The sequence below is a fragment of the Streptomyces diastatochromogenes genome (assembly GCF_002242805.1).
GTDB lineage: Bacteria > Actinomycetota > Actinomycetes > Streptomycetales > Streptomycetaceae > Streptomyces > Streptomyces diastatochromogenes.
The window spans coordinates 38,079-64,222 of sequence record NZ_MCGQ01000051.1 but is presented as its reverse complement, the minus strand read 5'-3'; the positions used below and the strand labels follow the sequence as shown (position 1 = coordinate 64,222).

The 26,144-nt window shown below is 73.1% G+C and carries 21 protein-coding genes; 12 read left to right on the top strand and 9 right to left on the bottom strand.

Annotation, left to right across the window (positions count from 1 at the left end; translation table 11 throughout):
- The first annotated feature begins 6 nt into the window (after positions 1–6).
- The 3 genes from BEK98_RS41615 to rfbC all read left to right on the top strand — a co-directional run bounded on the left by BEK98_RS41615 (position 7) and on the right by rfbC (position 3,271).
- Positions 7–591 (top strand): hydrolase, encoded by a 585-nt coding sequence (locus BEK98_RS41615; RefSeq protein WP_094222006.1) that lies wholly within the window; start codon positions 7–9, stop codon positions 589–591.
- 126 nt (positions 592–717) lie between these two features.
- Positions 718–2,670, top strand: a complete 1,953-nt coding sequence (locus BEK98_RS41610) for a glycosyltransferase family 2 protein (RefSeq protein ID WP_094222005.1) — start codon at positions 718–720, stop codon at positions 2,668–2,670.
- Between the two features lie 4 nt (positions 2,671–2,674).
- Entirely contained in the window at positions 2,675–3,271 is a 597-nt protein-coding gene (rfbC, locus tag BEK98_RS41605; RefSeq protein ID WP_094222004.1) for a dTDP-4-dehydrorhamnose 3,5-epimerase, read from the top strand.
- Between the two features lie 14 nt (positions 3,272–3,285).
- Here the strand turns inward: rfbC and BEK98_RS41600 are convergent, their stop codons facing one another.
- The 4 genes from BEK98_RS41600 to BEK98_RS41585 are packed head-to-tail and all read right to left on the bottom strand — an operon-like array spanning position 3,286 to position 6,984.
- Positions 3,286–4,089 carry a class I SAM-dependent methyltransferase gene (locus BEK98_RS41600; RefSeq protein WP_094222003.1) on the bottom strand — a complete coding sequence of 268 codons (804 nt, stop codon included), beginning with the start codon at positions 4,087–4,089 and terminating at the stop codon, positions 3,286–3,288.
- Positions 4,086–4,952 (bottom strand): dTDP-4-dehydrorhamnose reductase, encoded by an 867-nt coding sequence (rfbD, locus tag BEK98_RS41595; RefSeq protein WP_094222002.1) that lies wholly within the window; start codon positions 4,950–4,952, stop codon positions 4,086–4,088. The genes BEK98_RS41600 and rfbD overlap by 4 nt, the downstream gene beginning before the upstream one ends.
- Complete coding sequence (gene rfbB, locus BEK98_RS41590) at positions 4,949–5,920, bottom strand: dTDP-glucose 4,6-dehydratase (RefSeq protein ID WP_094222001.1); 972 nt, start codon at positions 5,918–5,920, stop codon at positions 4,949–4,951. The genes rfbD and rfbB overlap by 4 nt, the downstream gene beginning before the upstream one ends.
- Complete coding sequence (locus BEK98_RS41585; protein WP_094222000.1) at positions 5,917–6,984, bottom strand: glucose-1-phosphate thymidylyltransferase; 1,068 nt, start codon at positions 6,982–6,984, stop codon at positions 5,917–5,919. The genes rfbB and BEK98_RS41585 overlap by 4 nt, the downstream gene beginning before the upstream one ends.
- A gap of 141 nt (positions 6,985–7,125) precedes the next feature.
- On the opposite strand from BEK98_RS41585, the gene ctaD reads away from it, so the two are divergent.
- Positions 7,126–8,790 carry an aa3-type cytochrome oxidase subunit I gene (gene ctaD / locus BEK98_RS41580; protein WP_167444388.1) on the top strand — a complete coding sequence of 555 codons (1,665 nt, stop codon included), beginning with the start codon at positions 7,126–7,128 and terminating at the stop codon, positions 8,788–8,790.
- Positions 8,787–9,170, top strand: a complete 384-nt coding sequence (ctaF, locus tag BEK98_RS41575) for an aa3-type cytochrome oxidase subunit IV (protein WP_094221998.1) — start codon at positions 8,787–8,789, stop codon at positions 9,168–9,170. The genes ctaD and ctaF overlap by 4 nt, the downstream gene beginning before the upstream one ends.
- Here ctaF and qcrB read toward each other — a convergent pair.
- The 3 genes from qcrB to BEK98_RS41560 all read right to left on the bottom strand — a co-directional run bounded on the left by qcrB (position 9,106) and on the right by BEK98_RS41560 (position 13,396).
- The gene (gene qcrB, locus BEK98_RS41570; RefSeq protein WP_094221997.1) at positions 9,106–10,599 is read right to left on the bottom strand and encodes a cytochrome bc1 complex cytochrome b subunit; all 1,494 of its coding nucleotides are present in this window, start codon (positions 10,597–10,599) and stop codon (positions 9,106–9,108) included. The genes ctaF and qcrB overlap by 65 nt on opposite strands.
- Positions 10,596–10,868, bottom strand: coding sequence for a hypothetical protein (locus tag BEK98_RS41565; RefSeq protein ID WP_094221996.1), 273 nt, complete (start codon positions 10,866–10,868; stop codon positions 10,596–10,598). Before BEK98_RS41565 ends, qcrB begins: the two co-directional genes overlap by 4 nt.
- A gap of 80 nt (positions 10,869–10,948) precedes the next feature.
- Positions 10,949–13,396, bottom strand: a complete 2,448-nt coding sequence (locus BEK98_RS41560) for a SpoIIE family protein phosphatase (RefSeq protein WP_244202206.1) — start codon at positions 13,394–13,396, stop codon at positions 10,949–10,951.
- Between the two features lie 204 nt (positions 13,397–13,600).
- Between BEK98_RS41560 and lanKC the strand changes: the two genes are divergently transcribed.
- The 4 genes from lanKC (at position 13,601) to BEK98_RS51045 (ending at position 19,881) form a co-directional block, all read left to right on the top strand.
- Positions 13,601–16,231: a class III lanthionine synthetase LanKC gene (gene lanKC / locus BEK98_RS41555; protein WP_094221994.1), complete on the top strand. Its 2,631-nt coding sequence runs from the start codon at positions 13,601–13,603 to the stop codon at positions 16,229–16,231.
- A gap of 37 nt (positions 16,232–16,268) precedes the next feature.
- Positions 16,269–16,382: a SapB/AmfS family lanthipeptide gene (locus BEK98_RS41550; RefSeq protein ID WP_094222020.1), complete on the top strand. Its 114-nt coding sequence runs from the start codon at positions 16,269–16,271 to the stop codon at positions 16,380–16,382.
- Positions 16,383–16,480: 98 nt separating this feature from the next.
- Positions 16,481–18,169: an ABC transporter ATP-binding protein gene (locus BEK98_RS41545; protein WP_094221993.1), complete on the top strand. Its 1,689-nt coding sequence runs from the start codon at positions 16,481–16,483 to the stop codon at positions 18,167–18,169.
- Positions 18,166–19,881, top strand: coding sequence for an ATP-binding cassette domain-containing protein (locus BEK98_RS51045; RefSeq protein ID WP_167444386.1), 1,716 nt, complete (start codon positions 18,166–18,168; stop codon positions 19,879–19,881). Before BEK98_RS41545 ends, BEK98_RS51045 begins: the two co-directional genes overlap by 4 nt.
- Here the strand turns inward: BEK98_RS51045 and BEK98_RS49280 are convergent, their stop codons facing one another.
- The gene (locus BEK98_RS49280) at positions 19,882–20,490 is read right to left on the bottom strand and encodes a response regulator transcription factor (protein ID WP_107428326.1); all 609 of its coding nucleotides are present in this window, start codon (positions 20,488–20,490) and stop codon (positions 19,882–19,884) included.
- Between the two features lie 343 nt (positions 20,491–20,833).
- Here BEK98_RS49280 and BEK98_RS41535 point away from each other — a divergent pair, with 343 nt between their 5' ends.
- Positions 20,834–22,984, top strand: a complete 2,151-nt coding sequence (locus tag BEK98_RS41535; RefSeq protein WP_208643379.1) for a SpoIIE family protein phosphatase — start codon at positions 20,834–20,836, stop codon at positions 22,982–22,984.
- Positions 22,985–23,393: 409 nt separating this feature from the next.
- On the opposite strand, the gene BEK98_RS41530 is transcribed toward BEK98_RS41535, so the two are convergent.
- Positions 23,394–24,818 carry a S1 family peptidase gene (locus tag BEK98_RS41530; RefSeq protein ID WP_244202205.1) on the bottom strand — a complete coding sequence of 475 codons (1,425 nt, stop codon included), beginning with the start codon at positions 24,816–24,818 and terminating at the stop codon, positions 23,394–23,396.
- A 183-nt stretch (positions 24,819–25,001) separates the two neighbouring features.
- Here BEK98_RS41530 and BEK98_RS41525 point away from each other — a divergent pair, with 183 nt between their 5' ends.
- Positions 25,002–25,415: a PaaI family thioesterase gene (locus BEK98_RS41525; protein WP_094221991.1), complete on the top strand. Its 414-nt coding sequence runs from the start codon at positions 25,002–25,004 to the stop codon at positions 25,413–25,415.
- A gap of 451 nt (positions 25,416–25,866) precedes the next feature.
- Complete coding sequence (locus BEK98_RS41520; RefSeq protein ID WP_094221990.1) at positions 25,867–26,082, top strand: type A2 lantipeptide; 216 nt, start codon at positions 25,867–25,869, stop codon at positions 26,080–26,082.
- Positions 26,083–26,144: the final 62 nt, after the last annotated feature.

The window sequence follows — 26,144 nt, the reverse complement described above, 5'->3', positions numbered from 1 at the left end:
CGCCCCATGTCCGTCAGCACCCTCGACCCCCGTACCGCCCTCGTCGTGATCGACCTGCAGAACGGCATCGTGGGCATGCCCACCCAGCCGCACGCCGCCGCGGACGTGGTGGCCCGCACGGTCGAACTCGCCGAGGCCTTCCGGGCCCGCGACCTGCCCGTGGTCCTGGTCCGGGTCTCCTTCGCGCCCGACTGGGCGGACGCCGTCCCCGGCCGGACCGAGCGCCAGGCGCGCGGTCTCTCCTTCCCGGAGGGCTGGGACGTCATCGTCGACGAGCTGTCCGGCCACCCCGGCGACATCCGCGTCACCAAGCACAACTGGAGCGCCCTGTACGGCACCGACCTGGACGTGCAGCTGCGTCGTCGCGGCATCACCCAGATCGTGCTGACCGGCATCGCCACCAGCATCGGCGTCGAGTCCACCGCCCGCGACGCCTACGCCCACGGCTACCACGTCACCCTGGCCACCGACGCCATGGCCGACAGCGACGCCGAGGCGCACGCGGGCAGCGTGGAGCGGATCTTCCCGCGGCTCGGCGAGAGCGGTACGACGGCGGAGATCCTGGAGCTGCTGGCCAAGACCCACGCCTGACCGGTCAGTTGGGGCAACCCTGGTGCGGGCGCGCGTCCGCCCGCACCAGGGACCGGGTTAACATTCGGCCACGCGCACCGTGCCACCCAGGCCACGGAAAGCGAACCAAGGGGGCTCGGAAGCCGGATGCCGGTCAAGGTCAGCGTCGTCGTACCCGTGTACAACCCGGGGCCGTACATCGAGGACTGCGTCGCCTCGCTGCTGCGGCAGTCGCTGCCCCCCGACGAGTTCGAGGTCCTCTTCGTCGACGACGGCTCCACCGACGCCACCCCGGCCCGGCTGGACGCGCTGGCCGCCGAGCACCCGCACATCAGGGTCATCCACCAGGAGAACTCCGGCTGGTCCGGCAAGCCCCGCAACGTGGGCATCGACGCCGCCCGGGGCGAGTTCGTGATGTTCGTCGACAACGACGACCACCTCGGCGACGAGGCCCTGGAGCGGATGTACGAGTACGGGGTGGAGAACAAGGCCGACGTGATCGTCGGCAAGATGGCCGGGAAGGGCCGCCCGGTGCCGGTGGAGCTGTTCCGCCGCAACCACCCGTACGCCACGGTGGACAACGCCCCGCTGATCGACAGCCTCACCCCGCACAAGATGCTCCGGCGCTCTTTCCTGGACCGCACCGGGCTGAGGTTCCCGGAGGGCCCGCGGCGCCTCGAGGACCACGTCTTCATCGCCGAGGCGTATCTGCGCGCCGACAACGTGTCGGTGCTCAGCGACTACGTCTGCTACTACCACGTCAGACGCGAGGACGCCTCCAACGCCGGTTTCCGGCGCTTCGAGCCGGTCGGCTACTTCAAGAACCTCCGCGAGGCCCTGGACTTCGTCGAGCGGTACACCGAGCCCGGCCCGCTGCGCGACAAGCTGCTGCGCCGCTGGCTGCGGGTGGAGATGGTCGAGCGGATGAGCGGGCGCCGGCTGCTGGCGATGCCGGACGACTACCGGCGCGAGCTGTTCCGGGAGATGCACGCGGTGGTCGTCGAGCGCTTCGGCCCCGGCGTCGCCTCCGGGCTGCGGCCGGGCCCGCGGGTCGTCGCCGCGCTGATCCGGGAGGACCGGTACGACGACCTGGTCGCCCACGCCGAGTGGGAGGCCGGCGTCCGGCCCAAGGCCGTGCCGACGGGCGTCGAGTGGCACGACGGGACGCTGCGGGTGCGGTTCACCGCCGAATACACCGATGCCGACGGCCCGTTGACCGTCCGCCCCGACGGGCCGCGGCCCTCGGCCGACGGTGCGCCCGCCGACCTCGCCGAGGCGGTGTCCTGGCTGGCCACGGCCGCCGCCGACGGCTTCGAGAAGGCGACCCTCGACCTGGTCCTGCGCGACCGGGAGACCGCCGCCTCCTTCTTCCAGCCCGTGGAGGTCACCCGGGAACGCGTGGCGGCCGGGGACGGCCGGACCCGGCTGGTGCTGCGCGGCACGGCCACCGTCGACCCCGCCGCGGCGGCGGACGGCGCCCCGCTGCACGGCGGGCTGTGGGACGCCTACGTCCGGGTCGGGCTCGGCGGCTGGACCAAGGAGTGCCGGCTGGGCCCCGCACCGGCCGAGCGCCGCACGCTGCCGCCCGCCGGGATCCTCGCGCACCGGGTCGTGCTGCCGTACTGGACGAAGCAGCACGCCAACCTCTCCCTGGACGTGGACCGCGCCTCCAAGGCCCTGGGCCTGACCGCGCTCACCCCCGCCGACGCCACGGTCTCCCCCGACGACCTGCTGACCGTCGCCCTGCCCCTGTACGTGCCGGACAGCGCCGACGTCACGGTCCGGCTGGCCGACACCGCCTCGGACCGCACCTTCCACCAGGCCTCGGAGCTCGTCCCCGCGGACGGCGCGGGCTCGCTGCTGCAGGTCTGGGTGCCGCTGCGGCAGCTGCGGAACGCGACCTGGCGGATCGAGGTGTGCCTGGTCGGCGGCCCCGGGGACCGGCGCTTCCACCGGCTGCCGCTGGTCCTCAGGGTGGGCCGGGCCCGGGGCGATGCGGAGGTGGCCCGTCCGGCGCCGCCCGGTCTGCTGCGGCGGCTGCTGCGCAGGGCTCGGGGCATGCTGGGAGCGGCGCTGCAGAAGACGACAGGGAAGGTGTGACGGAGTGCGACAGCTGGAGATAGCCGACTCCTGGGTCCTTGAGCCCAAGGCGTTCCCGGACGAGCGGGGCAGCTTCCACGAGTGGTACCGGGGCGAGGAGTTCCGGGAGGCCACGGGCTACGACCTCACGCTCGCCCAGGCCAACTGCTCGGTGTCCCGGCGGGGCGTGCTGCGCGGCGTCCACTACGCCGACGTACCGCCCGGGCAGGCCAAGTACGTCACCTGCGTGCGCGGTGCCGTCCTGGACGTCGTGGTGGACATCCGCCTCGGCTCGCCCACCTTCGGGCAGTGGGAGGCCGTACGCCTCGACGACGACAACCGGCACGCCGTGTTCCTCGCGGAGGGCCTCGGGCACGCCTTCATGGCGCTGACCGACGACGCCACCGTGGTGTACCTGTGCTCGACCGGGTACGCGCCGAAGCGCGAGCACGCCGTGCACCCTCTCGACGCCGACCTGGCCATCGCCTGGCCGGAGGGCATCGAGCCGGTGCTGTCGGCCAAGGACGCCGAGGCGCCCACGCTCGCCGAGGCGGAGCGGTCCGGGCTGCTGCCCACCTACGCGGACTGCTCCGCCCACTACGAGCGGCTGCGCGGCCGGTAAGCCGGCCGCCGGGTTCAGCGGCCGGCGCTGTACGGGGACACCGCGCGGCGCAACTGCTCCCAGCCGCGGGAGCGCTTGGTCCCGCGGTTGCGGGCCGCGACGAGCGGCTTCCAGAAGCCCGCGCCGAGGAACTCCTCGGGCTTGGCGGCCGTGGTGCGCTCCAGGACGGACTCGGGGACCTTCTGCGGGTCGGGGACCTCGAACTCCGCGATGATCTCGTCGTACTTGTCCTTGAGCACGGTGTTCTCGGGGTCGGCGCCGAAGACCACCAGCTGGCCGGTGGGCGCGGTGTCGACCAGGACCGTGACCAGGTCGGGGCGGTGGCGGTGCAGGATCTCGACGAGCTTGTAGACGTCCCCGGTCCAGGCGTTGGTGTGCCGGTCGCGGGCGGCCTCGTCGATGTTGCGCGGCAGCATGTCGTCGAAGACGATCACGCTGGCCCAGTCGGAATGCTGCTCGATGTTGATGAAGTCCCGCAGCGCGTACTCGAACAGGTGCATGCCGTCGATGAACGACAGGTCCAGTGTGGTGCGCTGCCAGTAGCCGAAGGGGCTGCGGTTGCGGGCCAGGTTGCGCAGCGGGTGGCGGCCGCCCCTGAGGTGCGCGAGGGGGTTGTCGCGGGCGAAGAAGTCGTCGCTGGTCGCCTTCGCCAGGTGCACGTCGCAGCGGATCTCCGTGACCACCTTGAACGCCGGGTCGATCGCGATGCTGGGCACCCGGGACAGCGTCAGGCTGCGGCCGTCGTTGACGCCGATCTCCAGGTAGTTGCGGTTCGCGGTGACCTTGTGGAGTTCCCGCAGGAACTCGTGCCGTTTCACTGGGACATCTCCTTGCGGATGAGAGGCAGGGCTTCGGACAGGGCGGACCGCCAGTCCCGCGGCGGTGCCAGACCGGCCTCCCGCCAGCGGGCGTGCCCCAGGGCGCTGTAGGCGGGCCGGGGCGCGGGCCGGGTGAAGGACCGGCTGTCGGTGGGGCGCACCCGGTCCGGGTCGGCGCCGGCCAGCCGGAACACCTCGCGGGCCAGCTCGTACCAGCTGGCCTCGCCGGAACCGGTGGCGTGGAAGACGCCGTGCGCGGTGGTGGCGCCGAGGTCCGCGATCCGGGCGGCCACGTCGGCGCTCCAGGTCGGCTGCCCGCGCTGGTCGTCGACGACGTCGACGGTGTCGCGGCGGGCCTCCAGTTCGAGCATCGTGCGCACGAAGTTGCGGCCGTGGACGCCGTACAGCCAGGCGGTGCGCACCACGGCCGCGGCGCCCGGGAGTTCGGCCAGTACGGCCCGCTCCCCGGCGAGCTTGGTGCGGCCGTAGGCGGTGCGCGGGGCCGGCGGGTGGTCCTCCGGGTAGGGGGTGGCGCGGATCTCGCCGGAGAAGACGTAGTCGGTGGAGACGTGGATCAGGCGGGCGCCGCGTTCGGCGCAGGCGCGGGCGAGCAGCCGGGGGCCGTCGCCGTTGACGCGCAGGGCGCGTGCCTCGTCGGTCTCGGCGTCGTCGACGGCCGTGTAGGCGGCGCAGTTGACGACGACGTCGGGTCGGTGGGCGTCGAACGCGCGCTGTACGGCGTCGGGTTCGGTGATGTCTAGCGTCACCCGGTCGAGTCCGGTGACGTCCTCGCCGCGGTCCAGCAGCTCCCGGACGGTGTCGTGGCCGAGCATCCCGCCCGCGCCGGTGACCAGCCACCTCATCGGGCACCCTGCTTCTTCAGCGGCTCCCACCAGGCGCGGTTGTCCCGGTACCAGGCGACCGTGTCGGCGAGCCCGGTGGTGAAGTCGCGGCGCGGGCGGTAGCCGAGTTCGTCCCGGGCCTTGCTCCAGTCGACCGAGTAGCGCAGGTCGTGGCCCTTGCGGTCACTCACGTACGCGACCCGGTCCCAGCCGGCACCGCACGCGTCCAGGAGCAGGCCGGTGAGTTCCCTGTTGCTCAGCTCGGTGCCGCCGCCGATGTTGTACACCTCGCCGGGCCGGCCCTTGGTGCGCACCAGGTCGATGCCCTGGCAGTGGTCATCGACGTGCAGCCAGTCGCGGACGTTGCGCCCGTCGCCGTACAGCGGGACGTTCAGACCGTCGAGCAGGTTGGTGACGAAGAGCGGGATAACCTTCTCGGGAAACTGGTGCGGCCCGTAGTTGTTGGAACAGCGGGTGACACGGACGTCCAGGCCGTGGGTGCGGTGATGGGCCAGGGCGAGCAGGTCCGAGGACGCCTTGGACGCGGAGTACGGCGAGTTGGGCGCCAGCGGGTGCGTCTCCGGCCAGGAACCGGACTCGATGGAGCCGTACACCTCGTCCGTGGAGATGTGCACGAACGGGCCGACACCGTGCCGCAGCGCCGCGTCCAGCAGGGTCTGCGTGCCGACCACGTTGGTCCGGACGAACTCCCCCGCCCCGTCGATGGACCGGTCGACATGCGACTCGGCGGCGAAGTGCACCACCTGGTCGGCGTCCGCCATCAGCTGGTCCACCAGGCCCGTGTCACAGACGTCACCCCGCACGAAGTCGAGCCGGGGATGGTCGGCGGGGAGGTTGGTCAGCGTGCCGGCGTAGGTGAGCTTGTCCAGCACGGTGAGGGTGGGCGCGTCGGGCGAGTCGTCGGCGAGGAGCGCGCGGACGTACGTGGAGCCGATGAACCCGGCGGCGCCGGTGACGAGGAGGTTCATGAACGGATCTGCACCTTGCTGTGGTCTCCGAGGACTAGACGGTGGGCGCTGGGTACGCCGGACGCCGGGGTGACCTCGACGTGCCGGCCGATCAGCGAGGACTCGATACGGCCCACCCCGGTGATCGAGGAGTCCCGCAGCACGATGGAGAACTCCAGTTCGCTGTCGGTGATCCGGCAGTTCTCCGCGATCGAGGTGAAGGGGCCGACGTAGGAGTCGCTGACGACGGTCCCGGCTCCGATGACGGCCGGGCCGACGATCCGGGAGTTGGTGATCCGCGCGCCCTCCTCGATCACCACCCGGCCGACGGTCTCGGACGCGTCGTCCACCTCGCCGTCGACGCGCCGCCGCACGCCTTCGAGAACGGTCCGGTTGACCTCCAGCATGTCGCCGACGTCGCCGGTGTCCTTCCAGTAGCCCTCGATGACGGTGGACCGCACATCGGCCCGCGTGTCGATGAGGTGCTGGAGGGCGTGGGTGATCTCCAACTCGCCCCGCCGGGACGGACCGATGGCGCGTACGGCCTCGTGGATCGCCGGGGTGAACAGGTAGACGCCGACGAGCGCGAGGTCGCTCCTGGGGTGCTCCGGCTTCTCCTCCAGGCCGATCACCTGGCCGTCCGCGTCGAGTTCGGCGACGCCGAAGGAGCGCGGGTCGGGGACGTAGGTGAGGAGGATCTGGGCGTCGGGTCGGCCGGCCCGGAACGCGTCGACGAGGTCGCGGATGCCGCCGACGACGAAGTTGTCCCCGAGGTACATCACGAAGTCGTCGTCGCCGAGGAAGTCCCGGGCGATCAGCACCGCGTGGGCGAGTCCGAGGGGGCGCTCCTGGGGGATGTAGGTGACGTCGAGGCCGAACTTCGACCCGTCGCCGACCGCCTCCTCGATCTCCGCCGCGGTGTCCCCGACGATCATCCCGACCTCGGTGATCCCCGCTTCGGCGAGGGATTCGAGGCCGTAGAAGAGCACGGGCTTGTTGGCCACCGGCACCAGCTGTTTCGCCGAGGTGTGGGTGATCGGGCGCAGTCGGGTACCGGCTCCGCCGGAGAGCACCAGAGCCTTCATTGGCCATACCCTAACGGTGATCGTCCGCATCGGACCTTCGTTTGTCCTACTGGTTTGTCACGACGGTGTGGCTCTGGTGCCGTCGGCGATTCACGTGCTGTCCATGCGGTACCGTCACCGGCGATGACGGAACTACCCGACATGTCGGACACCAGAGGGATCGTCGCGCGGTACACGGCCCCCGCCCCGCGGCCCGGCCGGACCCTGCTGCGCTGGGCCGTCACGACCGATCACAAGGTGATCGGCCGGCTCTACATGGTCACGGCGTTCTGCTTCTTCCTCTTCGCCGGACTGCTGGCCCTCGCGATGCGCGCCGAACTGGCCCGGCCGGGACTGCAGTTCCTGAGCGAGGAGGGCTACAACGAGTTCTTCACCATCCACGGCACGATCATGATGCTGCTGTTCGCGACGCCGATGTTCGCCGGGTTCACGAACGCCGTGATGCCGCTGCAGATCGGCGCGCCGGACGTGGCGTTCCCGCGGCTGAACGCGCTGTCGTACTGGATGTACCTGTTCGGCGGGCTGATGGTGGTGTCCGGGTTCCTGGTGCCGGGCGGTGCCGCCGCGTTCGGCTGGTTCGCGTACGCGCCGCTGAACAGCGCCTACTTCGCCCCCGGCGCGGGCGGCGACCTGTGGGCGATGGGGCTGGTGGTGGCCGGTGTGTCGACGACGCTGGGCGCGGTCAACTTCATCGCGACGATCCTGTGCCTGCGCGCGCCGGGCATGACCATGTTCCGGATGCCGATGTTCACCTGGAACGTGCTGTTCACCTCGATCCTGATCCTGCCCGCGTTCCCGGTGCTGGCGGCGGACCTGCTGGCGCTGGAGTCGGACCGGAAGTTCGGCTCGCACGTCTTCGACGCGGCGAACGGGGGCGCGCTGCTGTGGCAGCACCTGTTCTGGTTCTTCGGGCATCCCGAGGTGTACATCGTGGCGCTGCCGTTCTTCGGGATCATCTCGGAGATCATCCCGGTCTTCTCCCGCAAGCCGCTGTTCGGCTATCTGCCGATGATCGGGGCGACGATCGCGATCACCATGCTGTCGGCGGTGGTGTGGGCGCACCACATGTTCGCGACCGGTGCGGTGCTGCTGCCGTTCTTCTCCATCATGTCGTTCCTGATCGCGGTGCCCACGGGCATCAAGTTCTTCGCCTGGATCGGGACGATGGTCCGCGGGTCGGTCTCGTTCGAGACGCCGATGCTGTGGTCGCTGGGGTTCCTGGTGTCCTTCCTGCTGGGCGGGTTGAGCGGGGTGCTGATCGCCTCGCCGCCGCTGGACTTCCATCTGACCGACTCGTACTTCATCGTCGCGCACCTGCACTACGTGCTGTTCGGGACGGTGGTGTTCGCGATGTTCGCCGGCTTCTACTTCTGGTGGCCGAAGTTCACCGGGAAGATGCTGGACGAGCGGCTCGGGAAACTGCACTTCTGGCTGCTGTTCCCGGCGTTCCAGCTGACCTTCTTCGTGCAGCACTGGCTCGGCGAGGAGGGGATGCCCCGCCGGTACGCGGACTATCTGCCCTCGGACGGCTTCACGCTGCTCAACACCATCTCGTCGGCGGGTGCGTTCCTGCTCGGCGTCTCCACGCTGCCGTTCCTCTACAACGTCTGGCGCACCTCCACGAAGGCCGAGAAGGTCACCGAGGACGACCCGTGGGGGTGGGGACGTGGCCTGGAGTGGGCGACGTCCTGCCCGCCGCCGCGCCACAACTTCCGGGCGCTGCCCCGGGTGCGGTCGGAGTCGCCGGCCTTCGACCTGCACCATCCGGAGGTCGTGCGGCAGGCGGAGGAGGAGGGCCTGCGATGAGGACCGAGGCGATGCTGTTCGGCGGGGTGGCGGTGTTCTTCGGCGGGTCCGCCGCCCTGTACGGGGTGTGGTCGCAGGACGACACGGGCACGACCGTGCTGGTCGTCGCGTGCGGGATGGCGGCACTGGTCGCCTTCTTCTGTCTGATCCAGTACCGGCGCCGGGGGAAGCGGGCGCAGGACCGTCCGGACGCGGAGGTGGCGGACGGGGCCGGGCCGGTGGCGTTCTTCCCGCACGAGAGCCTGTGGCCGATCGTCACCGCGCTCGGGTTCGCGGTGGCGGCGACCGGCGTGGTCTTCGGGCTGTGGCTGTTCCTCATCGGTCTGGGCGTGCTGGCCCGCGGGGTGTTCGGGATGGTGTTCCAGTACGTCCACCGGTGAGCGGCCTGCGCGGTGCGCCGGGCCGGAACCGCTCGACGGGCTCGTGGTCGCTGTCGTAGCCGCCGGTCACGCTCTGCCGGATCTCGCCCGTGGACACGCCCTCGGCGAGGCGCCGGCACTCGGCCTCCGTCAGCGCCCGGCACAGCCAGCGGGTCACCAGGAAGGCGAGGACCGGGGCCACCACGAGGGCGACGCGCAGCACCCAGGTCAGGGCGTTGACGGAGATGCGGAAGGTCAGGGCGATGATGTCGTTTCCGCCGGCCAGCAGCAGCACGGCGTAGAAGACGGTGCCCGCCACGCCGAGGCCGGTGCGCACGGGGCGCTCGCGCGGCCGGTCGCACAGGTGCTGCTCGTGCTGCCACTCCCCGGTCAGGCGCTGCTCCACGAACGGGTAGGCGTACAGCACGGTGAAGAGCAGCCCGGGCAGGACGACGGCCGGAAGCAGCACGTTCCACATGAGGGTGTGTCCGGCCAGGTTGGTCTCCCACGCCGGCACCAGCCGCAGGGCGCCCTCCAGGAAGCCGACGTACCAGTCGGGCTGGGAGCCGGTGGAGACCACGTCGGGGCGGTAGGGGCCGTAGTTCCAGATCGGGTTGACCTGGGCGAGGCCGGACAGCAGCACGAGCACGCCGGAGACGGTGAGGGCCAGCCCCGAGGTGAGGGCGGTGAAGTGCGGGAGGAGCGGCTTTCCGAGGGCGTTGCGGTTGGTGCGGCGGGGGCCGCGCCACTGGGTGTGCTTCAGATGGAACACCAGGGTCAGATGCACCGTCACCAGGGCGATGAGGGCGCCCGGGAGGAGCAGGATGTGCACCGGGTAGAGCCGGGTGATGATGTCGTGGCCCGGGAACTGGCCGCCGAAGACGAAGAAGGCCACGTACGTCCCCACCACCGGGAGGGACAGCATGATGCCCTGGGCGATGCGCAGGCCGGTGCCGGAGAGCAGGTCGTCGGGGAGCGAGTAGCCGGCGAAGCCCTCGGCGAGCGCGAGGACGAACAGGGTGAGCCCGATCGCCCAGTTCAGCTCGCGGGGCCGGCGGAAGGCGCCGGTGAAGAAGATCCGCAGCATGTGCAGGCCGATCGCGGCGACGAACACCAGCGCGGCCCAGTGGTGGGCCTGCCGGATCAGCAGTCCGCCGCGCACGTCGAAGCTGATGCGCAGGGTGGAGTCGAAGGCCGCCGACATGAGCACGCCGCGCAGCGGCGCGTAGGAGCCGGCGTAGACGACCTCGCGCATCTCCGGCTGGAAGAAGAACGTCAGCCACACCCCGGTCACGATCAGCACGAGGAGGCTGTAGAGGGCGAGTTCACCGAGCAGGAAGGACCAGTGCTCGGGGAAGGCCTTGCGCAGCAGCGCCCCGCCCTCCAGGACCGGCAGCCGGGCGTCGGCAGCGTCCGCGAGCCGCTCGGCGCGGCGGCCGGCTCGGCTCATGTGTCCTCCGCTGCCGCCGCCCGCTCCACCTCGGCCTCCACCTCGGCGCGCGGCCGGCCCGTCTCCCGCGCGTACTCGCTCACCGCGGTCTGCAGGTCCCGGGCCAGCTCCCGCCAGGCGCGCAGGGCCGTCTCGTAGGTGTCCGACTGGGCGCCCGTCATCCCCCGCTCGGCGGGCGGTCCGTAGGTGTCGCGCAGCTCGTCGACCATGCGGTGCGCCGCGTCGGCCGCGCGCTCCTTCTCCACCAGTTCCTCGAAGGTGTGTGCCACGACAGGAGACCCTAGGCACGGCGGGCCCGCGGGCCCCTCCGACCTGCCGGGAGCGGCCCCGACCGCTACCCGAGTGGCCGTCAGGCGTCGGGTACGACGTCGGCCCACACCTGTTTGCCGCCGCTGACCGGCACCGTCCCCCAGGCCTCCGACACCGCCTCCACCAGCAGGATGCCGCGGCCGCCGGTGGCCTCCCAGCCGATGTTGGTGGGCTTGACGGGGCTGCGCGGCGAGGCGTCGGCGACGGCGAGCCGCAGCCGGTGGTTGACCAGGCTGAGGTCGAGGCGGACCTGGCCGTCGGTGTGCACGAGGGCGTTGGTGACCAGCTCGGAGACGACGAGGAGGGCCGTGTCCATGGTGTCGGGCGAGACGCCCCAGGTGCGCAGGGTGCGCCGGGTGAAGCGGCGGGCGTGCCGGACGGCCTCGGGGACCCGCCACACGGTCCAGGTCTCGCGCAGCGGGCGTACGGCCATGCCGTCGTAGCGCATCAGCAGCAGGGCGACGTCGTCGCCGCGGTGGGCGCCGGTGAGCAGGGCGTCGGCGACGAGGCCCAGATGGCCGGGGTCGGCGGCGGCGAGTTCGCCGGTGAACCGGTCGAGGCCTTCGTCGATGTCGGACTCGGCGGACTCCACCAGGCCGTCGGTCGTGAGCGCGAGGACCGTGCCGGGCTGGAACCGGAGCGGTGCCATCGGGAAGTCGGCCTGGATGGACACACCGAGCGGCGGGCCGCCCTCGGCCTCGACGATCTCGGTGGAGCCGTCCGGGTGGCGCAGCACCGGCGGCAGATGACCGGCGCGCACGTACCAGGCGGTGCCCTGCTCCATGTCGACGTCGACGTAGCAGCAGGTGGCGAAGAGGTCGGTCTCCATGTCCAGCAGCAGCCGGTTGGCGTGCGCGACGACGACGTCCGGGGCGTGGCCCTCGACGGCGTAGGCCCGCAGGGCGGTGCGCATCTGGCCCATCAGGGTGGCGGCGCCCGCGTTGTGGCCCTGGACGTCGCCGATGACGAGGGCCACGTGGTTGTCGGCGAGCGGGATCACGTCGTACCAGTCGCCGCCGACCTCGAGCCCGGCGGTGGTGGGCAGGTACCGGGCGACGGCGACCGCGCCGGGCAGCCGGGGCAGGCGGCGCGGCAGCAGGGTGCGCTGGAGCATGCCGACGAGTTCGTGCTCGGCGTCGAAGGCGTGGGCGCGCAGCAGGGCCTGGCCGGTGAGGCCCGCGCTGGCGGTGAGCAGGGCGCGCTCGTCGGGGCCGAACTCGTGCGGGCGGTCCCAGCCGATCAGGCAGGCGCCCGCCATGCGGCCGGCCGCGGGCAGCGGCAGCACGGCGAGGCCGCCGGGGCCCACGTCGGCGAGGGCGGGCTCCAGCGGTGAGCCGGCGGGCCAGATCCGGGCGCGGCCCTTGCGCAGGGCGGCGGCCAGGGTCGGCATGGCGCGCACCGGTGCGTCGGGCCATTCGCTGCGCCACTCGCTGCGCCACAGCTCGGGCCAGGCCTCGGGTTCGGGCGGGTCGAGGACGGTGACGACGAGGCGGTCGTTCTCCAGCTCGGCGAGGGCGATGCGGTCGGCCTTGAGGGGTTTGCGCAGGGCGGCGACGACGGCCTGGCCGACGTCCTTGACGGTGCCGGCCATGGCGAGGGCGGCCGCCAGGCGCTGCACGCGGGCCACGTCGGTGACGTCGGAGCGCAGGGTGGAGGCGTCCGCGACGGTGCCGACGAGCCGGGACGGGCGCCCCTCGCCGCCGGGCAGCAGCCGGCCGCTCAGCCGGAGCCACCTGGGCGGGCCGGAGGGCTGCAGGATGCGGAACTCCAGCTCGCGGTCGCCGACGGACATGTGGTCGGCCTCGACCACCGACATCAGGGCGGGCAGGTCCTCGGGCACGGTGAGGGCGAGCAGGGTCTCCACCTTGCCGTCGAACGCGTCCCGGCCGATCCCGAACAGGCTGAGGATCTCGTCGCCGACCTCGACCCGGCCGGTGTCCATGGCCAGGCTGAACGCGTCGCCGGGCAGCTCGCCGGTGTCGGCGGCCGGGCCGGTCCGGAGGGGCACGGCGACCGCCCGGGCGATCAGCTCCAGGCAGGCCCGGTCGTCGGTGCCGAAGCCGCCCGGGTGCTCGCTGACGGCGAGCAGACAGCCGCTGCCGGCCGCACCGAGCGGCAGCGCGCCGACGGAGAACTCTGCCGACGGTGTGCGGCGGGCCTCGGGGCAGTCGGCCAGCTCGTCCGGGCCGAGCCACCCGGGCCGCCCGGTGCGGTGGACCTCGGCGACCGGGGAGCCGCCGGCGGCCGGATAGCCGTCGCGCAGGCCGTACAGCGTGCGGGGCAGGCCCGCCGACTCGGTCAGGTACAGCACGGAGGGGTCGTCGCCGGGCACGTAGACGCCCACGAACGCCGCCCCGGCGAACACGAGTGCCTGTTCGAGGACCCGGCGCAGTCGGTCGGGAGAGGCGGGTGCGGCGAAGAGTGTTTCCAGGGCGATCTCGGCACGCTCGGCTCTCGTTCTGCGCACCGCAGCACCCTCACTGGCCACTTCGCCATTACAGCGCGTATGGGCCGCCTGCGCAGCCCCTGTGAAGGCTCCGCGTGCCGTCCGTGCGGACGTCGCTCGAAAGCCGCCGAACACATCTTTACCCATGCGTTCCGCACGGTGATCTCGTGACAGTCGTGACTGTCCGCGACCGTCCGCCTGCTGCGAGTGTCTACCGGGTCGACCGGAGGAGGGGGCGGGAGCCGCATGGACAAGCGGTACGAGGTGTACGCGCTGACCGACGGGCACTTCTACGACACGCCCGACCGGCTGTCGGCGGACGGGAGCGAGCCCGCGCCGCTGTTCGCGACGGCGCGTCGCGCGGTCCCGGACGGCTGGCACGCGGCGCGCTCGGGCGACTGGCTGACGCTGACCCCGCTCGGCGAGGACGGCGCGCCGCTCCCGTCGCCGGCCCAGGGCTGGAAGATCCACTCCTCGGCGACGACGGCGAACGCGGAGCGGATCGCCCGGATCGTGTGGGACTACTGCGTGCCGCGCCGCATCCCGTTCAAGTTCGTGCCGTCCCCGCATCTGCTGCACCTGCGCAACGCCAAGTACGCGGGCCGCGACACCAGCGGCAAGTTCGTCACCGTGTACCCCGCGGGCGAGGAACAGCTGCACGAGGTGCTGCGTGAGCTGGGCGCGCTGCTGGAGGGCTGCGAGGGGCCGTACATCCTGACCGACCTGCGCTGGCACGACGGTCCGCTCTATGTCCGCTACGGCGCCTTCGCGCGCCGGTACGTCGTCGACGAGCGCGGTTCGCTGGTCCTCGCCGTGGCCGACGGCGAGGGGCGCCTGGTCCCGGACCGGCGGACACCGTCCTTCCAGGTGCCCGAGTGGGTGACGCTGCCGGCGTTCCTGCGGCCGCATCTGGAGGCCCGCAACACCACGACGGTGGGCGAGCTGCCGTACCGCATCGAGAAGGCGCTGCACTTCTCCAACGGCGGCGGGGTGTACGTCGGCACGGACACCCGGGACGGGCGCCGGGTGGTGCTGAAGGAAGGGCGTCCGCACGCGGGGCTCGCCGCCGACGGGGCGGACGCGGTGGCGCGGCTGGCGCGGGAGAAGGCCGCGCTGGAGCGGGTCGCCGGGACGGGCGTGGTGCCGGAGGTGCGGGACTGGTTCACGCTGGGCGACCACCGGTTCCTGGTGATGGACCACCTGGAGGGCCGCCCCCTCAACTCGTTCTTCGCCGAACGGCATCCGCTGCTCACCCCCGACCCGGATCCGGCGAAGGTCGCGTCGTACACGGCGTGGGCGCTGCGCATCCACCGGGCGGTGGAGCGGGCGGTGGCGGTGGTGCACGCGCGCGGGCTGGTCTTCCACGACCTGCACGTCTTCAACGTGATGGTCGCCCCGGACGAGGAGACGGTGTACCTCATCGACTTCGAGGCGGCCGCCCCGGCCGCGGAGAACGGCCGGCAGACGGTGGCCCACCCCGGCTTCTTCGCGCCGCCGGACCGCCGGGGCACGGACGTCGACCGGTACGCGCTGGCCTGTCTGCGCCTCGCCCTGTTCCTGCCCGTGACCACGCTGTTCGTGGTGGACCGGGGCAAGGCGGCCCATCTGGCGGACGTCATCGCGGAGCAGTTCCCGGACGTGCCGCGCGCCTTCCTGGACGAGGCGGTCGCGGAGATCACCCGGGAGACGGCGGGCCGGAGCACACCCGCGCCGCCGGTCGTGCCGGGCGACTGGCCCTACAGCCGGGACTCCATGGTCAAGGCGATCCTCGCCTCCGCGACCCCGGAGCGCGACGACCGGCTCTTCCCCGGCGACATCGCCCAGTTCTCCGACGGCGGCGGCCTCGGGCTCGCGCACGGCGCGGCCGGGGTGCTGTACGCGCTGGAGGTCTCCGGCGCCGGCCGGTACGACGAGGGGGAGCGCTGGCTGCTGGACCACACCGCCCCGCCGCCGCCCGGCACCCCGCTCGGCCTGTACGACGGTCTCGCGGGCGTGGCCCTGGTCCTGGACCGGCTCGGCCACCGGCAGCGGGCGCTGGACCTGATCGGCGGCGTCCTGCGGGAGAACTGGCGCCACCTCTCCTCCGACCTGCACGGCGGCCTCGCCGGACTCGGTCTGGTCCTCGGCCACCTGGCGGCCGCGACCGGCGAACCGGCGCTGCGCGACCGTGCCGCCGAGGCCGCCGAGATCCTCGTACGACGCCTCGCCGAACCGGTCCCGGACCCGCCCCGGCGCCGGGCCGGGCTGCTGCGGGGCGCGAGCGGGCCCGCGCTGTTCCTGCTGCGGCGGTACCAGGAGACCGGTGAACCACGGCTGCTGGCAGCGGCGACCGAGGCACTCCGGCGCGACCTGGCCTGCTGCGTCGTCCAGTCGGCGGGCGGCGCCCTGGAGGTGGACGAGGGCTGGCGCACCCTGCCGTACCTCGGCGACGGGAGCGTGGGGATCGGGCTGGTCCTGGACGACTACCTGGCGTCGGCGGGCGACGCCCTCGCCGAAGCACCGGACACCACAAGGGAGTTCGAGCAGGCCCGGGCCGGCATTCTCACCGCGGCAACCTCCCGTTTCTACGCACAGCCCGGTCTCTTCCAGGGCCGCGCCGGCATGGTCCTGCACCTCGCGCGGAGCACCGCGCCGGGCGCAGGCCGGGAGCGGCTGGCGCAGCAGATCGACGGGCTCGGCTGGTTCGCGATGGCCTACCAGGGCCAACTCGCCTTCCCCGGGCACCAGATGATGCGGCTCTCCATGGACCTCGCCACCGGAACGGCAGGCTGCCTGCTCGCCCTCGCGGCGGCCCAAGACGCCGGGCGCTCGGCGCACCTGCCGTTCCTTCCGCCGCCACCGGCGGCCCCCACCCGCGGCTCCGCCACGGAGTCGTGACACAACCCCGTCCCCAATGAAGGGAAAGGACACGAAGATGGCACTTCTCGACCTGCAGACCCTGGAGTCCGACGAGCTGTCCCACACCGGCGCGAGCACGGTGAGCCTGCTGTCCTGCGTGTCGGCGGCGAGCATCCTGCTCTGTCTCTGACCGGGCCGGTGAGTCCACGGCTCCGGGCAGCCCTCTCCCCCGTCTGGGAGGGGGCCGCCCGGAGCCTTCCCGTCCGCTCCGACGCGAGGCCGCAGCCGATGACGCCCTCCCCCGACGCTCCCGCTCGTCTGCCGCGTGCCGTGCTCCGGCACGGCGGCGCCCGCTGTGCCGCCCTGTGCGCCGTGAGCGCGGCCGCGACGGCCGCCGGACTGCTGCTGCCGGCCGCACTCGGCCGGACCCTCGACCTGCTGCTCGCCGACGCCCCGGCGGTCCGCTGGGTGGCCTGCTGCGCGGGCCTGGTGCTGCTGATCGCCGTGCTGGACGGATGCGCGGGCGTGCTCACCGGCACGGTCGACGCGCGGTCCACCGCGTGGCTGCGCCGCCGGGTCACCGGGCAGGTGCTGGCCCTGGGCCCGCGCGCGGGCGCCCGGTTCGGCGCCGGGGACCTGGTGGCGCGGCTGGTCGGCAACGCCGCGCAGGCCGGGACGGCGCCGGCCGCGCTGACCGCGCTCATCGCCGCGCTCGCCGGGCCGGTCGGGGGCGTGGTGGCGCTCGGCGTCATCGACCCGTGGCTGGCGGCCGTGTTCCTCGTCGGTGCGCCTGTACTGGCGCTGTTGCTGCGGGCGTTCGCCCGGGACACCTCGGCGTGCGTGGCCGACTACCAGCGGGTGCAGGGCCGGATGGCGGCCGCTCTCGCCGAGGCGGTCGGCGGCTTCCGCACCATCCGGGCCGCGGGCGCGGAGGACCGCGAGACGGCCCGGATCCTCGCACCGCTGCCCGAACTGTCCCGCGCCGGGCACCGGATGTGGCGGGTGCAGGGGCGGGCCGCCGCACAGGCGGTCACCGTGGCACCACTGCTGAACCTGGGCGTGGTCGCGGTCGCCGGGCTGCTGCTCGCCCACCACCGCCTGTCGGTCGGCGAGGTGCTGGCCGCCTCCCGGTACGCCGTCCTCGCGACGGGAGTCGGTGTGCTGGTCGGTCAACTGGCCGCGCTCTCCCGGGCCCGGGCGGCCACCGGACGCCTCGCCGAGGTGCTGGCCGAACCGGCGCCCCGGTACGGCACCCGAGGGCTGCCGCCCGGCTCCGGGCGACTGGAGCTGCGCGGCGTGACGGCGAGCCGGGGCGGCCGTACCGTCCTGGACGGCGTGGATCTGCTCATCCCGGGCGGCACGACCCTCGCCGTGGTCGGCCGCTCCGGCACGGGCAAGTCCCTGCTGGCCGAACTCGCCGGCCGACTCGCCGACCCGGACGCGGGCGAGGTCCTGCTCGACGGGATCCCGCTGCGTGACCTCACCCACGCCGACCTGCGCCACGCGGTCTCCTACGCCTTCGCACGCCCCGCCCTGCTCGGCACGACCATCGAGGACACCATCGCGTTCGGGCTCACCACGCCCTCCCCGGCCCGGATCCGGTCGGCCGCGCGCACGGCCCGGGCCGACGGCTTCGTCCGCCGCCTGCCCGACGGCTACGCCACCCGCTGCGCCGACGCGCCCCGCTCCGGCGGCGAGTCCCAGCGCCTCGGCCTCGCCCGCGCTTTCGCCCGCGGCGGCCGCCTGCTGATCCTCGACGACGCCCTCTCCAGCCTCGACACGGTCACCGAGCACCAGATCGCCCAGTCCCTGCTGGCGCCGGGCACGGGCCCCACCCGCCTGCTGATCGCCCATCGCACGGGTACGGCGGCCCGCGCCGACGCCGTCGCCTGGCTGGACGGGGGCCGGGTCCGGGCGGTGGGCCCCCATGCCGAGCTGTGGCGGGACGCGGAGTACCGGGCGGTGTTCGGGGCATGAGGGCGCGGACACGGGTCCTGGGATCGGTACGGGCGCGCTGGAGAGTCCTGGTCCGGCTCGGGCTCTGGTCCGTGCTGGAGGCCGGGCAGACCTTCCTGATCGGCTATGCGCTGGCCCGGGCGCTGGACGACGGGTTCCTCGCCGGGGACGCACGGGCCGGTCTGCTGTGGCTCGGCGCGGCCGGGCTCGCGGTGGGCGCCGGGGCGTACGGGACCGGGCGGGTGTACGGCGTGGTCGCCGCGCTGGTCGAGCCGGTCCGGGACCGCCTGGTGGCGAGCGTGGTCGGACGCGGGGTGCGGGAGGCGGACGCCGGGGCGCTGTCCCGGCTCACCCAGCAGGTGGAGATCGCGCGGGACACGCTCGCCGGACTGGTGCTGGTCTCCCGCTCCTTCCTGTTCACCGCCTCCGGCGCGCTGATCGGCCTGTTCTCGCTCGCCCCGCTGCTGCTGACGGTCGTCGTGCCCCCGCTGCTGGCCGGGTTGTGCCTGTTCGCGGCGACCCTGCGGCCGCTGGCCCGGCGTCAGGAGGCCTTCCTCGCCGCCGACGAAGCGCTGGCTGAGGACCTGGGCGCGGTCTGTCCGGGGCTGCGGGACGTGACGGCCGCCGGTGCCGAGGCACGGGTGGCGGCCGGCGTCGCGGAGTCGATCGACGCGGAACAGCGGGCCGCCCGCGCCCTGGCCCGCTGGAGCGTGGCCCGCGTGGCCGCCCTGGCGGTGGGCGGCGAGCTGCCGGTGGTCCTGCTGCTCGCCACCGCGCCCTGGCTGCTGGGCCACGGCGTGACGCCGGGTGCGCTGGTCGGTGCTCTCGCGTACGTCACCCAGTCCCTGCTCCCCGCCCTGCAGAACCTCGTCCACGGCCTGGGCACCAGCGGGTCCCGGCTCACGGTCGTCCTGCGCCGCCTGGCACCGCCGACGGCCTCCGGGGTGCGACGGCCCCAGAACCGGAACAACTCCCTGCGGGCCACGGGGACCCCGCCGCCCGGCGCCCCCGCCCTGGCCCTCACCTCCGTCACCTTCGCCTACGGCCTCGCGCGCGAACCCGTCCTCGACGGACTCGACCTCAGCGTCCCCGCGGGGGCACACCTCGCCGTCGTAGGACCGAGCGGGATCGGCAAGTCGACGCTCGCGGGTCTGGTCGCCGGGCTGCTGGAGGCGCGGGAGGGGGTGATCCGGGTGTACGGGCACGCCGTTCCGGGGCCGGAAGCCGCCGCTTCCCGGGTGCTGATTCCGCAGGAGGCGTACGTCCATGGCGGCACGCTCGCCGAGAACCTGGGCCTCTTCCGCCGGGACCCGGTGCCGGAGGCGGAGCTGCTGGCCGCCGCCGAGGCGGTCGGCCTGACCCCCCTGCTGCGGGCGCTCGGCGGCCCCGGGGGCAGGGTCGACCCGGGCGCGCTGTCGGCGGGCGAACGGCAGCTGATCGCGCTGACCCGGGCCTATCTGTCACCCGCACCGCTCGCCCTGCTCGACGAGGCGACCTGTCATCTGGACCCGGCGGCGGAGGCCCGTGCCGAGCGGGCGTTCGCGGCCCGGCCGGGCGGCACGCTGGTGGTCGTCGCCCACCGCATCAGCTCGGCCCGCCGCGCCGGCCGTGTCCTGGTGCTGGACGGCCCGCGCACCGCCTGCGGCACCCACGACGAGCTGCTGCGGACCTCGGCCCTGTACCGGGACCTGGTCGGCGGCTGGACGGCTGAGCCCACCGCACCGGTCCGCTGATCACACCCACCCCTCGCCCCGGGATATCCGGATCGCGTCGACGCGGTTGCGTGCCCCGGTCTTGCGGGTGATCGCCGCCATGTAGTTGCGTACCGTGCCGTGGGACAGGTGCAGGCTGCCGGCGATCTCCGCGATGGACGCCCCGCCGGCCGCCAGGGACAGCACGCTCAGCTCGCGTCTGGTCAGCGGCATCTGGGCCGCCTTGAGGAAGCCGAAGCCCAGCGACGCATCGACGAAACGTTCCCTCTCGGCGACGCTGCGGATCGCGCGCACCAGCCCCTCCGGTGAGCCCGCCTTGTCGACGAAGCCGAGCGCACCCGCCTCGGCCGCCCGCTTCAGCAGCCCCGGCCGATTCGCACTCGCAAGCACCACCAGCGCCGGAGGCCGGCCCCCGGTGCCGGGCGGGCAGAGGTCGCCGAGCGGCGGCACGCCATGGCCCTCGGCGCAGTCCAGGTCCACCGCGCACACGTCCGGGCGCACGGACCGCACCCGTGCGGACGCGCCACGCCAGGGTGTGTCCTCCACGTGCAGACCTGGTTCCCCCCGTAACCACTCCGCCAGGACCGATCGCACCAGACACGCGTCGTGCACCAGCAGTACCCGGATCACTGCCCGCCCCTCCAGTCGGCCGTACTTCGCCCCGTATCGCCGTGCTCACGTCTTCAGATGTTCAGCGCGTGCCCCATTCTTGGGCGCGTTCGCCGTTCGCGGGCGCGCAGAATCGGCCATCAAGGTGCGCGGGGGCGCACACACGGCGCCCGTACACCGCCGCGCGCTTCGGCTGCGGGGGCATGGTCCGGTCCGGACGGGGTATCCGGAGGCCCCCGGGGCAACCGGGTGCCTGCACAGGTCAGGGCTGCCGCCGAGGGCGCGCGAAGGGCGCTCGCCGTGCGCCGCACGCCCCCGCGAGGGAGCCTTGACCCCGAGACGCGACGCGCGGCCCGGCGAGGAGGTGGTCGGCGTGTCCGACGGGCCAGGGCCGGCACAGGCACCGGCGGCCGCCAGGGCCGAGGTCGGCCGACCGCTGCTGTCCATCGCGCTGGCCTCGATGATCGAGGACGTGCACGCGCACTCCGGCGCGGTGTACCTGCTCAGGCCCGATCAGCCGGTCCTGGAGATGGCGGTGATGGCGGGCATGCCCCGCGCGTTCGCGGCGCCCTGGGAGCGGGTCGGGCTGAGCGCGCCGATCCCGGTCGCGGACGCGGTGCGCGAGCGGCGTCTGGTGTGGGTGGGCGGCGAGGAGCAGATGGCGCGCTGCTATCCGCGGATCTCGGTGGTGCTGCCGTACCCGTTCGCGCTGGCCGCGCTGCCGGTGGCGACGGCGGGCACCGTGTACGGCGCCGTGTTCGTGACCTGGCCCGGTGCGCATCCGCCGGAGCTGGCCGACTGGGAGCGCGAGCATCTGACGGCGGCCTGCGAACGGCTGGCCCTGCGACTGGAACGGGCCGCCGCGCAGAACCTGCCGATCGGCCCCGAGGCCGACGTGCTGGCGACGCCGCTGTCGGGCGTGGCGGACACGCTGGGGGCGGTGGAGGCGGCGCGGATGGTGTCCCGGCTGCCGTACGGGCTGATGTCGCTGGATCTGCACGGCCGGATCGCCTTCGCCAACACGGCGGCCGGCGAGCTGCTCGGCCGGCCCGCCGGGGAACTGCTCGGCGTTCTGCCGTGGGTGTCCGTGCCGTGGCTGAACGACCCGATGTACGAGGACCGGTACCGGGCCGCGCTGATCAGCCAGCAGGTGACGTCGTTCGTGGCGCTGCGCCCGCCGGGCGAGTGGCTGTCGTTCCGGCTGTATCCGAGCACGACCGGGCTGAGCATGCGGATCAGCCGGGCGCGGGCGGTGGCGGAGATGGCGCGGGAGGCGCCGCAGACGGGGCCCGGTCCCTCGCGGCTGGTGACCATCTCGCAGGTGCTGAGCCTGGCCGGGGCGCTGACCGAGGCGGTGGGGGTGAAGGATGTCGTGCAGCTGGTGTGGGACGAGGTCGCCCCGTCGGTCGGCTGCCAGGCCATGGTGATCCTCGGCTCACAGGGCGGGCGACTGCACGTGCTGGGGCACCACGGGTATCCGGCCCCGTATGTCGTGGAGCGCTTCGACGGGCTGCCGTTGAGTGAACGCACCCCGGGCACCCACGTCCTGAACAGCGGGGTGCCGGCGTTCTTCGACTCGCGGGAGCAGCTGGAGCGGCTGTACCCGCACCGGCAGGAGACCCCGGACGGGTTCGCGGCCTGGGCGTATCTGCCGCTGATCGCGTCCGGGCGGCCGGTGGGCACCTGTGTGCTGGCGTACGCCGAACCGCGGGTCTTCCCCGCCGACGAGCGAGCGGTCCTGACCAGCCTCGGCGGCCTGATCGCGCAGGCCCTGGAGCGTGCCCAGCTGTACGACGCCAAGCACCGGCTGGCGCAGGGGCTGCAGGAGTCTCTGCTGCCGCACTCGCTGGCACCGCTGCCCGGTATCGAGGCGGCCGCCCGCTATCTGCCGGCCACTCAGGGCATGGAGATCGGCGGCGACTTCTACGACCTGGTGCCGACCCGGCCGCTGGCCGCGGCGGTGATCGGGGACGTGCAGGGGCACAACGTGAGGGCGGCCGCGCTGATGGGGCAGATCCGCACCGGGGTACGGGCGTACACCACGGTGGGTCAGGCGCCGCAGGAAGTGATGCGCAGCACCAACCGGCTGCTCATCGACCTCGGCGCCGACCTGTTCGCCAGCTGCGTGTACCTGCGGCTGGACCCGGTGCAGGGGCAGGCCGTCATGGCACGCGCCGGGCATCCGCCGCCCCTGCTCCGGCGCCCGGACGGCCGGGTGCGGGTGCTGGACCTCGCCGGTGGCCCGCTGCTCGGGATCGACGCGGAGGCCACGTACCCGACGACCGAGGTGTCCCTGGCCCCCGGCTCGGTCCTCGCCCTCTACACGGACGGTCTCGTGGAGTCCCCCGGCGTCGACATCGAGGACTCCCTGGTCGACCTCGGCGCACTGCTCGCCGAAGCCGGCGACCAGCCGCTGGAGAACCTGGCAGACGAACTGGTACGACACAGCGCGGCGGCACGGGAACGCGTGGACGACGTGGCGGTACTGCTGCTGCGGGCCCGCGGGGACGATTGACCGACCGGGCGCGACGACTGCCGCCGACGCCACGATTGTGGCCGGGCTCCACGACCGTGGCCGGGCTCCACAACTGTGGTCCGGCCCTCCCGCCGGAGGGCCGGACCGTCCCTGCCGGCCGGAACCGCGGTGGGCCGGTCAGGGAGTCTGGGAACGGCTCGGCCCGTCCCGCCGAGGGAATGGCCGGCGGTTCCCGGTGGGGGGACGGGCTGGCGGATCCCGGTAGGAGCACGGGCTGGCCGACCCCAGAGGGAGCACGGACCGGCCGACCCCGGTGGGGGGACAGCCCGCCGGTTCCCGGTGCGAGACGGCCCGCCCGATCCCTGTACAGGGAGAGCCCTGCCGATCCCGGTACCGAACAACCCGCCCGATCCCAGCGCGGGACCCCGAGGTCCCGCCAAACGAAGGGCTAGTGGCTCCCGGTCAGGGACGACGATCCGTCGCCCGTGCCCTCGCCGGACTGGTCTCCGGTGCCTGTGCCGTCGCCGGTGCCGGACTGGTCGCCCGCCGAGGCGGACGGGTCGGCGGAGCCGCCGATCTGGTCGCCGCCCGCCTGATCACCGGCACCCGCCTGGTCCCCGGCCGAGGCCGAGGGGTCGGCGGTGCCCGCCTGGTCGCCTGCACCCGCCTGGTCCCCGGCACCGGCCTGGTCCCCGGCGCCCGCCTGGTCGCCCGCGCCGCCGCCGTCGCCGAGGGTGGCGCCGGTGGCCTGGAGGGCCGCGGTGACCGGCTGGAAGAAGGTCTCGCCGCCGCTTGTGCAGTCGCCGCTGCCGCCGGAGGTGAGGCCGACCGCGCCGCCGTCCTGGGTGAACAGGGAGCCGCCGCTGTCGCCGGGCTCGGCGCAGACGTTGGTCTGGATGAGGCCGTTGACGGTGTCGACGCCGTTCGGGTCGGTCTCGCTCTGGAAGTTGACGGTGGCGTCGAGGCCGGTCACCTGGCCGTTGTGCAGCCCGGTGGTGGAACCCATCCGGAAGACGGTCTCGCCGACGGTGGCGTCCGCGGCCTGGGTGATCTGGACGGTCTGGCCGTTGCCGACGTTGACGTCGCTGGGCGCCTGGGTGGTGGCGTCGTCGTACTTCACGAGCGAGAAGTCGTTGCCCGGGAAGGTGGCCTGGTCCACGGTGGCGATGGGCTGGCCGTTCTGGGAGTCCGACCAGTCCTTGGCGGCGACGCCGCAGTGACCGGCCGTCAGGAAGGCCGGGCTGCCGTCGGAGGCCTTGACGTTGAAGCCGAGGGAGCAGCGCACGTTGCCGCCCTGCACCTGGGAGAAGATGGCGTCGCCGCCCGACACGAAGGTCTTGAAGGTGCCGGCGGACTTCTTCAGGCTCGCCATGCCGGAGCCGAGGCTCTGCACGGTCGACTGGAGCCGGTTCCACTTGGCGCCGGTGACGCTGGAGTCGGCGGTGACCACGACCTTGTCGGTGCGCGGGTCCACGGCCCAGGCGGTGCCCGGGATGGTCGCCTTGGTCTTCAGCGTCCGTGCGGCGGCCTTGAGTTCGGAGGTGCTGTTCTCCACCTGCCGGACGACCGCGCCGGCCTTCTGCGCCTGCTGGATGATGTTGTTGTCGCCGCTGACCACGTTGACGACCAACTGCTGCTTGCCGCTGTCGTAGTAGGACCCGGCCAGCGCGTCACCGAGCAGCTTCTGCAACTGCGCGGAGAGATCCGAGGCGGCCGAGGCCTTCAGGGTCTTCGCGGTGCCGGCGGCGCCCGCGGCATCGTTCTTGTCCTGTGACGCGTTGGCGTTGGGCAGCAGGAGAGCCGCCGCTCCGAGCGCCGCGACACCGCCCACCGCTATCGCTGCCTTGCGCTTGGGCATTCGCTTGTGACTCAAACTTCTCGACCTCCTGGGGACGGGGGTCTGCCGCTGTCGGGCAGTTGATCGGGGGCGCCTGGATGGCTGTAGGTACGGCCGGGTCATGCGGTGCGTTCAATTCCGTTCGCCAACTTCCGCCCCCTGGAGGCGAATCGGCCACGCTCCGCGTGTCGCCCCGCTCGGCCGGGAAGAATCCCCCATATGACGATGACCACCGCCGAAGCCGACAAGATCCTCTCCGCCAACTTCGCCCCCTGGGTGCTCGACCTGGGGCTGTGCGTCGAGGCCGTGGGCGAGGACCGCGCGATCCTGCGTCTGCCCTGGTCGGAGCGGCTGGCCCGGGAGGGCGGCGGGCTGTCGGGGCAGGCGCTGATGGCGGCCGCCGACACGGCGACGGTGATCGCGGTCTCGGCCGCGCGGGGCGGCTTCGTGCCGATGACGACCGTGCAGCAGTCGACGTCGTTCCAGCGGGCGGTGACGGGTTCGGATGTCCTGATCGAAGCGGTCCTGACCAAGCTGGGCCGCCGGATGGCGTTCGCCGACATCACGTTGAGCGACGCCGCATCGGGCGCGCTCGCGGCGCGTGCGAGCACGGTCTACGCACTGATGGGCTGACACGCTCAGCCACTGATCGGTAGCGGTCCGTTCCGATCACGTACCGGAATCCCTGCTTCAGGGAATCTGCACATCGAATACTCAACCAAGTCACCGGAGTCGGCGGATCTGCACAACCGCTTACCGCCGGTCACACCTTTGGTGCGGAGTGCCGGATTCGCCCGCGCGGCCGCAAGAGCCGGTTTGCGCCGATGCCGTGCGGCATGTGAAGGAGTCGCCGACAAGCCGTGCGCACACCTGCACGCTTGGGGCGCGGCGCGGGCCAAGTGCGCTGGTGAGAGCCCTGGTTGATTGGAAGCGCGGCCCGCGTGCGTGCTTTGATCCATCGCATCGCGGGGGTCCCCCGGGCTCCCGGAGACGGGCGTTCCGGCACCCGCGGTCGCGGCCGTCGTCTGTCCCCAGAGGGGGCCGCTCCCCCTTGTGAAATATCCATACGAAGGGAAGTTCCACCATGAACTCCACCCCCCAGGTTGAGACCGTCGAGATCTCGGACGCCGAGCTGGACAACGTCTCCGGCGGCCTTTCCGTGAACGCCCTGAACACCGTGACCGGCGCCGTCAACGGCGTTGCCCCGGTTTCCGGCGCGGTGGACACGGTCATCGGCACCGTCCAGGGTGTCACCGGCCTGAACGTGGCCCCGATCACCAACCTGGTCGCCGGTCTCTGACCGCACCGCGGTGTCACCGAAGTCCCGGAGCCGTCCCACGGCTCCGGGACTCTCGGGTGCCC

Excerpts from the sequence above, each read along its gene's own strand:
- BEK98_RS51045 (WP_167444386.1), top strand. The coding sequence starts at position 18,166 with ATGAGGGCGCGGACACGGGTCCTGGGATCGGTACGGGCGCGCTGGAGA.
- BEK98_RS41520 (WP_094221990.1), top strand. The coding sequence starts at position 25,867 with ATGAACTCCACCCCCCAGGTTGAGACCGTCGAGATCTCGGACGCCGAG.
- BEK98_RS41615 (WP_094222006.1), top strand. The coding sequence starts at position 7 with ATGTCCGTCAGCACCCTCGACCCCCGTACCGCCCTCGTCGTGATCGAC.
- lanKC (WP_094221994.1), top strand. The coding sequence starts at position 13,601 with ATGGACAAGCGGTACGAGGTGTACGCGCTGACCGACGGGCACTTCTAC.
- BEK98_RS41610 (WP_094222005.1), top strand. The coding sequence starts at position 718 with ATGCCGGTCAAGGTCAGCGTCGTCGTACCCGTGTACAACCCGGGGCCG.
- rfbD (WP_094222002.1), bottom strand. The coding sequence starts at position 4,952 with ATGAGGTGGCTGGTCACCGGCGCGGGCGGGATGCTCGGCCACGACACC.
- ctaD (WP_167444388.1), top strand. The coding sequence starts at position 7,126 with ATGTCGGACACCAGAGGGATCGTCGCGCGGTACACGGCCCCCGCCCCG.
- BEK98_RS41525 (WP_094221991.1), top strand. The coding sequence starts at position 25,002 with ATGACGATGACCACCGCCGAAGCCGACAAGATCCTCTCCGCCAACTTC.
- ctaF (WP_094221998.1), top strand. The coding sequence starts at position 8,787 with ATGAGGACCGAGGCGATGCTGTTCGGCGGGGTGGCGGTGTTCTTCGGC.
- qcrB (WP_094221997.1), bottom strand. The coding sequence starts at position 10,599 with ATGAGCCGAGCCGGCCGCCGCGCCGAGCGGCTCGCGGACGCTGCCGAC.
- rfbB (WP_094222001.1), bottom strand. The coding sequence starts at position 5,920 with ATGAACCTCCTCGTCACCGGCGCCGCCGGGTTCATCGGCTCCACGTAC.
- BEK98_RS41545 (WP_094221993.1), top strand. The coding sequence starts at position 16,481 with ATGACGCCCTCCCCCGACGCTCCCGCTCGTCTGCCGCGTGCCGTGCTC.
- BEK98_RS41550 (WP_094222020.1), top strand. The coding sequence starts at position 16,269 with ATGGCACTTCTCGACCTGCAGACCCTGGAGTCCGACGAGCTGTCCCAC.
- BEK98_RS41585 (WP_094222000.1), bottom strand. The coding sequence starts at position 6,984 with ATGAAGGCTCTGGTGCTCTCCGGCGGAGCCGGTACCCGACTGCGCCCG.